Raw genomic sequence first — 6404 nt, 5'->3', positions numbered from 1 at the left:
CCGCCCCGCCCGCCCCGTCCACCCGGTTCCCGCGCCGCACTCGTGGCGGCGCTGCTCTGCGTACCCTCGGTCCTGCTGCTCCTCCTGGTCGAGCTGGAGTGGCGCCCGCTGATGGACCTCGACGGCGACATCGCGCGCGCCACGCACCGTTGGGCCGTCGCGCACGACGACCTCACGCACGCGAGCCGGATCCTGACCGACTGGGTGTGGGACCCGTGGACGATGCGCGCGCTGTGCACCGTGACGGTGGTGTGGCTGGCGTTCCGCGGCGCCTGGTGGCTCGCGCTGTGGATCGCGGCCACCTGCGCGGTGGGCACCGTGGTCCAGCAGGCGCTGAAGGCGGCGGTCGACCGGCCACGCCCGTCCTGGCCCGACCCGGTGGACTCCGCCCAGTACGCGGCCTTCCCCTCGGGCCACGCCATGACGGCGACGGTGGTCTGCGGCCTGCTCCTGTGGCTGCTCCGTGTGTACGGCGTGGGCCCCGCGGCCTGGCGCACAGGACTGACGCTGGCAGTGATCTCCGTCGTCGGGGTCGGCCTGACCCGCATCTGGAACGGCGTGCACTGGCCGTCGGACGTCGTCGGCGGCTGGCTGCTCGGCGCGTTGATGGTGGCCTTGGCCGTGGCGACGTACACGTACTGGCGGGGCGGCGTACAGGCCGACGGCGACAGGCAACACCCATACCGGCGGGGCGCACGGACCGAGGGCGACAAGTAACACCCGTACAGACGTTGGCACTTGCACCCCGCCGGTCCTCGACCTCGGCGACCGGGCCTGAGGCCGCGCGGGGTCAGCTCGCCTCGGACGCCTTGCAGGACCCGGAGAGGTCGCAGTAGGGCTGGTTGCCGCTCGCGCCGCAGCCGCACAGCATCACGCGCGTCTCGGTCCCGGGCACGCTCTCGCCGTCCGCCGTCGTGATGCGCAGGTCGCCGCGGAGCAGCAGCCTGCCGTCGCCGGTTCGCTCCACGGTGGTGGGGGCGTCCGGGCGCTCCGTCGTGCCGTCGGCAAGTCGATATTGCAGTGCTCCGGACGGGCAGCGGCGCACCACTTCGGCCACCTCGTCCGCGGGGGCCGCGTCGGGGGAGATCCAGGGGCGGCGCCCGGTGTCGAAGACCTGCGGAAGCCCGCGCACGCACTCCGCGGCGTGCAGACACCGCCGCGCGTCGAAGGTGACGGTGATCAGATGGCCGCGGTACGGCTTGCCTCGCTCGGCGCCCATGCCGGCTCCTCGGCGTGCGTCCGGTGGATTACCTGGATGACCTGGATGACCTGGATGACCGCTAGGACTGATATCCCTCGACCTCGGCCGTCGGCCGCACCCGCGCCGCGTTCGGATTCTCGCCGAACTCGGCCTTCGCGCGCCGCTGGCGCAGCAGGTCCCAGCACTGGTCGAGCTCGCGCTCGAGCACGGCGAGCCGCGCGCGTTCCGTCGCCTCGTCGATCGCTCCCGACGCCAGGGAGTTCCGCAGCGTCCGCTCGTCGTCGACCATCGACGAGATCCGGGACAGAATCTGCTCTTGATCCATCTCAGTACGCCTCCTCGGCCCCCCGGCCCACTGTAAGGAGGGTTCGGCCGATCGGCACCTGTGAGCAGGCAACACTCCCCCGCGGTGTTGCCTGCCCCAGGTCGCACCGGACCACGAAAAGGCCCACTGGGGGCCCTTGGCCCGGGTCTTCCTGAGTATATTGGCTCTGAGCCAGTCAACGCAGGAGTTACAGGATGTCCCCGCGTAGCCCATCGGTCAATGAAGAGTTGCGAAGGCGTTCCCGCGAGCGGCTCCTGCAGGCCACGGTCGAACTCGTGGGCGCACGCGGCTACGAGGCGACGACGCTCGCCGACATCGCGGACCACGCCGGATCGGCCCGCGGCCTGGTGTCGTACTACTTCCCCGGCAAGCGGCAGCTGCTGCAGTCGGCGGTGCACCGGCTGATGCACCTCACCCTCCAGGCCGCGCTCGAACGCGACCCGCACCCCACGGACGGTGACGAGTACCTGGCCCGCGCCATCGACGCGATCCTCGGCCTGGCCCGGGACCAGCCCGTCCTGATGCGCACCCACATGGCGGGCATCCTGCAGGCGGAGGGTTTCGTGCGCTGCCCGGAGCAGCAGCGCCTCGCGGAGCTGCTCCGCGACACCGTCGTACGGTACGGCTCGCCCGACGTGGACACCGACTATCCGCTGCTGCGCGCACTGCTGATGGGCGCCGTCTTCGCGGTGCTGCTTCCGGGGGCGCCGATGCCGGCGTCCGCGCTGCGGGCCGAGCTGTTCCAGCGGTACGGCCTCGCATGGGAGCTCGGGGTCCCGCCGGGCGACGAGCCGCCCGGCGGGACACATGCGCGAGTCGAGGATCAGACCACGCAGGCGACGCGGTCCACTCCGTCGAATCAGTCGAAGCAGTCCGGTCAGCCGAAGCAGTCCGGTCAGTCGAAGTAGTCCGGCTGGGTCTGGACGTTGAGCTCACGGACCCGGACCCGCTCGGCGGGATCGGTCCGCTTGTCGTCGATCTTCAGGACGTCGAAGCCCTTGGCGATGTCGTTGGAGTAGACATAGCCGTTGTAGTAGTACGCCGACCAGGAGCCGCCGATCTGGATCGCGTCGGTGGTCAGCGGGCCGCGCTCGAAGTAGCCGATCTCCTTCGGCTTCGAGGAGTCGGTGAAGTCCCAGACGGAGACGCCGCCCTGGTACCAGGCCTGGACCATCAGGTCCTTGCCCTTGACCGGGATCAGCGAGCCGTTGTGGGCGACACAGTTCTCGGTCGCGGCCTGGTGGCGCGGGATCTTGTAGTAGCTCTTGAAGACGAGCTTGCGGTGATCGCCGCGGCCGGTGATGTCGTAGATTCCGTTGGCGCCGCGGTTCGGCCCGGTGGCCTCGTCGCAGGTGGCACCGCCGCCGCCGCCCAACTCATCGGTGAAGACGACCTTGTTGGCCTTCTGGTTGAAGGTCGCCGAGTGCCAGAACGCGAAGTTCACGTTGTCCTGGACCTGGTCGATGACCTTCGGGTTCTCCGGGTCCTCGATGGAGAAGAGAATCCCGTCGCCCATGCAGGCGCCCGCCGCGAGGTCCTTGGAGGGCAGCACGGTGATGTCGTGGCAGCCGGTGGTCTTGGAGACGCCCGGGTTGGTGGGTCCGCCCGGGTTGCCGCCGCCGTCGGGACCTTCACCCGGGAACAGCACCGGGAAGTTGACGACCGCCGCCTTCTGCGGGGCCTTGCGGGGCACCTTGATGACGGAGATGCCGTCGTGCGGGGGCTGGCAGTCCGGGAACGTCGCGTTCGGGGAGTACGAGGAGACGTACACGTAGACGTTCTTCTTCTCCGGCACGAGCGTGTGCGTGTGCGAGCCGCAGGCGGTCTCGACGGCGGAGACGTACTTCGGATTGGCCTTGTCGCTGATGTCGAAGACCTTCATGCCCTCCCACGACGACTTCTCGGTCGCGGGCTGCGTGGTGCTGCTGCAGGAGTTGTCGCTGCGCGAGGAGTCGGTGGAGAGGAAGAGCAGGTTGCCGGAGACGGAGACGTCGTTCTGCGATCCGGGGCACAGCACCTGCGAGACGGTCCTCGGCGCCTTCGGGTCGCTGATGTCGTAGATGCGGAAGCCGTCGTAGTTGCCGGCGAAGGCGTACTTCCCCTGGAAGGCGAGGTCGGTGTTGAGTCCCGGCAGCGCGTCCTTGGGGATGTTGGCCAGATGTTTGATGTTGTCGGAGTGCACGACCTCGCCGGGCGCGGGTATGTCTCCGCTCTCGATGGCCGCCTTCGCATCGGCGCGGTCGCTCTTCGACACGCTCTTGGGTGCGGCGGGCGAGTCACCCGGATCGGGTGTCGCTCCGGCCGGCGCCGCTGTGAACAGCGTGGCGAGCAATCCGACCGCGGCCGCGCCGACGCCGAAGCGTCTGCGCCGTGTTCGGGGGTTGTTCAACAGGGTCACTGTGCCCTCCCTAGTCGCCGTTCATGGTTGAACGGTTCACGGACACCCCGCAGTATCGTGCTCATCATGCACAGATCAACAGATGGCAACGCACCTGTAATGAAAGTTTTTGATCACTCACGCGCGTAAGCGTGCTAGGACGGTCCCCAACTCCCCCGCGCGCCACAGGAGGCAGCCGTGCTCCACCGCCGTACGCCCGCCACGACCGTGTTCCTCACGGCCGCCGCCATGGCGGCCGCCCTCGCGCTCGGCGCCTGCACGTCCGACTCCGGCGACGGGTCAACTCCCGGCAAGAAAGCGGCTCCAGGCCCTTCGGTGATCGCTCCGGGCAAACCGGGTGAGACGGCCGCGACCATGTCCGCCGAGGACGCCGCCAAGAAGAGATCCGACGACGACACCCCCAACTCGGCGGATTTCAGCTACACCCAGATGATGATCACGCACCACGCGCAGGCTCTCGAGATGACCGAACTCGCCCCCGACCGCGCCGAATCCGCGAAGGTGAAGCGTCTCGCCAACCGCATCACGGCCGCGCAGCGCCCGGAGATCGGCGCGATGAAGGGCTGGCTGAAGAACCACGGCGGCGCGAAGAAGAAGCCGCAACAGCACGGGCACGGTGACCACGGAGCGATGCCGGGCATGGCGACGGAAGCGCAGCTGAAGCAGTTGCGTGCCGCGAAGGGCAAGGCGTTCGACGAACTCTTCCTGAAGCTGATGATCACTCACCACAGCGGTGCGATCACCATGGCGACGGATGTGCTGTCCGAGGGCAACAACATCCAGGTCGAGGAGATGGCGAACGATGTGATCGCGCAGCAGACGGCGGAGATCGGGAGGATGCGGGAGATGTGAGGGGGGTGCCCCGACGTGCTCCGTAAGGGGCGCGGGGCGGTGACATATGCGGCTCCGCCGCGTGGGTGCGACAAGCCCCCACCGGCCCGCAGATGAATCACCGCACGTCCCGCGAAGCGCTCAGCGATGGTTGTGGCGCGGGGGCAGGAACCCCGCGTCGCGGGCGGCGGCGACGAGCCTGAGCGATCTGCGGCGGCTGCGCCCGGTCTCGCGCATCACGGCGAGCACCGGATCCCGCCCCTCACCCTGCGCCGCCCGGTAGGTCTCGGCCACCAGCCTGCGCCCTTCGCGCCCGCGTGGCCACGACGGGCGGGCGCGGTGCCGGGCGGGCGCGGCGAAATCGGCGGGAGCGGTGCCGCGCTCGGGCGCGGCGCGGTCCTCCGGTGCGGCCGGAGGCCCGGCGCTCAGATCGCCGATGGTGATCCGCCCCTCCGACACCACGGCCCGCGCGTCCACGACGGCACCGTCTCCGAAGGTCAGCCGCACATGGAACCAGGGAGGGAGGGGCAGCGGGCCGCCATCGGCGCCTCCCGCCGCATTCGGTCGACTCGGTCGACTCGGTCGACAGTGATCAGTTACGTCAAGAAAGGAACTCTCCGACACATACGTAAGGTAGCCGTGCGATCTCATTAGGTCACGAACGGCACGCTCACATGACGCCCCGGCAGCCCACGCCCCCTCCCCCTTCCCGCACCGGGGTGCGATGCTGAAGGCATCCCCCGAGGCCGCCTCGCGGAAGGAGCACCGCTGTGCTGCGTGTCGCCGTCGTCGGATCGGGCCCGAGCGGGGTCTACACCGCGCAGTCCCTCGTCCAGCAGGACCGGCTGCCCGGGGTGCGCGTCGACGTCCTCGACAGGCTGCCCTGCCCCTACGGCCTCGTCCGCTACGGAGTCGCTCCCGACCACGAGAAGATCAAGTCCCTCCAGAACAACCTGCGTACGGTCCTCGAGCACGACCGCGTCCGCTTCATCGGCGGCATCGAGATCGGCCCCGACGGCCCGCCTCCCGCCCGGCTGCTCGAGCTCTACCACGCCGTCGTCTACTGCGTGGGCGCGGCGGCCGACCGGCACCTCGGCGTGCCGGGCGAGGACCTGCCGGGGAGTTACTCGGCGACCGAGTTCGTGTCCTGGTACAGCGCCCATCCGGACGCGAAGGCCGACGGTTTCGTACGGGGCGTGGAGTCGGCCGTCGTCATCGGCGTCGGGAACGTCGCGGTGGACGTCGCCCGGATGCTGGCGCGCGGCGTGGACGAGCTGCGGCCCACCGACATGCCGCAGGAGGCGCTCGGCGCGCTGGCCGAGAGCCAGGTCCGCGAGGTGCACATGGTGGGGCGGCGCGGTCCTTCGCAGGCCCGCTTCACCACCAAGGAGCTGCGTGAGCTCGGCTCGCTGCCGGACACCGAAGTCGTCGTGGATCCGGCGGAGTTGGCGCTCGATCCCGCGTACGCCGACACCGCGGGGCTGCCCGCGGCGGTCCGCCGCAACATCGAGGTCCTGCGCGGCTGGGCGGAGCGTCCGGTCCTCGGCCTGCCCCGGCGTATCCGGCTGCGCTTCTTCCTTCGCCCCGTGGCCGTGGCGGAGGCGGCGGGGCGCGTCGGCGGGGTGCGCTTCGAGCGGACGCTGCCGGAC

Annotated in this window: 8 protein-coding genes; 4 read left to right on the top strand and 4 right to left on the bottom strand. The window is 70.0% G+C overall.

Features of this window, described 5'->3' with window-relative positions:
• Positions 1-717: phosphatase PAP2 family protein (locus tag E2651_RS39955; RefSeq protein WP_135336179.1), on the top strand; the 717-nt coding region annotated here is incomplete at its 5' end.
• 73 nt (positions 718-790) lie between these two features.
• Here E2651_RS39955 and E2651_RS39950 read toward each other — a convergent pair.
• Positions 791-1219: a (4Fe-4S)-binding protein gene (locus E2651_RS39950; RefSeq protein WP_135336178.1), complete on the bottom strand. Its 429-nt coding sequence runs from the start codon at positions 1217-1219 to the stop codon at positions 791-793.
• Positions 1220-1280: 61 nt separating this feature from the next.
• The gene (locus E2651_RS39945; protein ID WP_135336177.1) at positions 1281-1526 is read right to left on the bottom strand and encodes a DUF2630 family protein; all 246 of its coding nucleotides are present in this window, start codon (positions 1524-1526) and stop codon (positions 1281-1283) included.
• 194 nt (positions 1527-1720) lie between these two features.
• On the opposite strand from E2651_RS39945, the gene E2651_RS39940 reads away from it, so the two are divergent.
• Positions 1721-2434 carry a TetR/AcrR family transcriptional regulator gene (locus tag E2651_RS39940; protein ID WP_135336176.1) on the top strand — a complete coding sequence of 238 codons (714 nt, stop codon included), beginning with the start codon at positions 1721-1723 and terminating at the stop codon, positions 2432-2434.
• Here E2651_RS39940 and E2651_RS39935 read toward each other — a convergent pair.
• Positions 2422-3924, bottom strand: coding sequence for a hypothetical protein (locus E2651_RS39935; RefSeq protein WP_135336175.1), 1503 nt, complete (start codon positions 3922-3924; stop codon positions 2422-2424). The two genes, E2651_RS39940 and E2651_RS39935, sit on opposite strands and share 13 nt — an antisense overlap.
• A 228-nt stretch (positions 3925-4152) precedes the next feature.
• On the opposite strand from E2651_RS39935, the gene E2651_RS39930 reads away from it, so the two are divergent.
• The gene (locus tag E2651_RS39930) at positions 4153-4776 is read left to right on the top strand and encodes a DUF305 domain-containing protein (protein ID WP_135336181.1); all 624 of its coding nucleotides are present in this window, start codon (positions 4153-4155) and stop codon (positions 4774-4776) included.
• Positions 4777-4896: 120 nt separating this feature from the next.
• Here the strand turns inward: E2651_RS39930 and E2651_RS39925 are convergent, their stop codons facing one another.
• Complete coding sequence (locus E2651_RS39925; protein ID WP_245239510.1) at positions 4897-5232, bottom strand: DUF6214 family protein; 336 nt, start codon at positions 5230-5232, stop codon at positions 4897-4899.
• A 293-nt stretch (positions 5233-5525) separates the two neighbouring features.
• On the opposite strand from E2651_RS39925, the gene E2651_RS39920 reads away from it, so the two are divergent.
• The coding region (locus E2651_RS39920) for an FAD-dependent oxidoreductase (protein WP_167829039.1) at positions 5526-6404 on the top strand (879 nt) is incomplete at its 3' end.

The organism is Streptomyces sp. MZ04, from assembly GCF_004684775.1.
In the GTDB taxonomy this organism is placed as follows: Bacteria; Actinomycetota; Actinomycetes; order Streptomycetales; family Streptomycetaceae; genus Streptomyces.
This window is presented reverse-complemented; position numbering and strand designations above follow the sequence as displayed.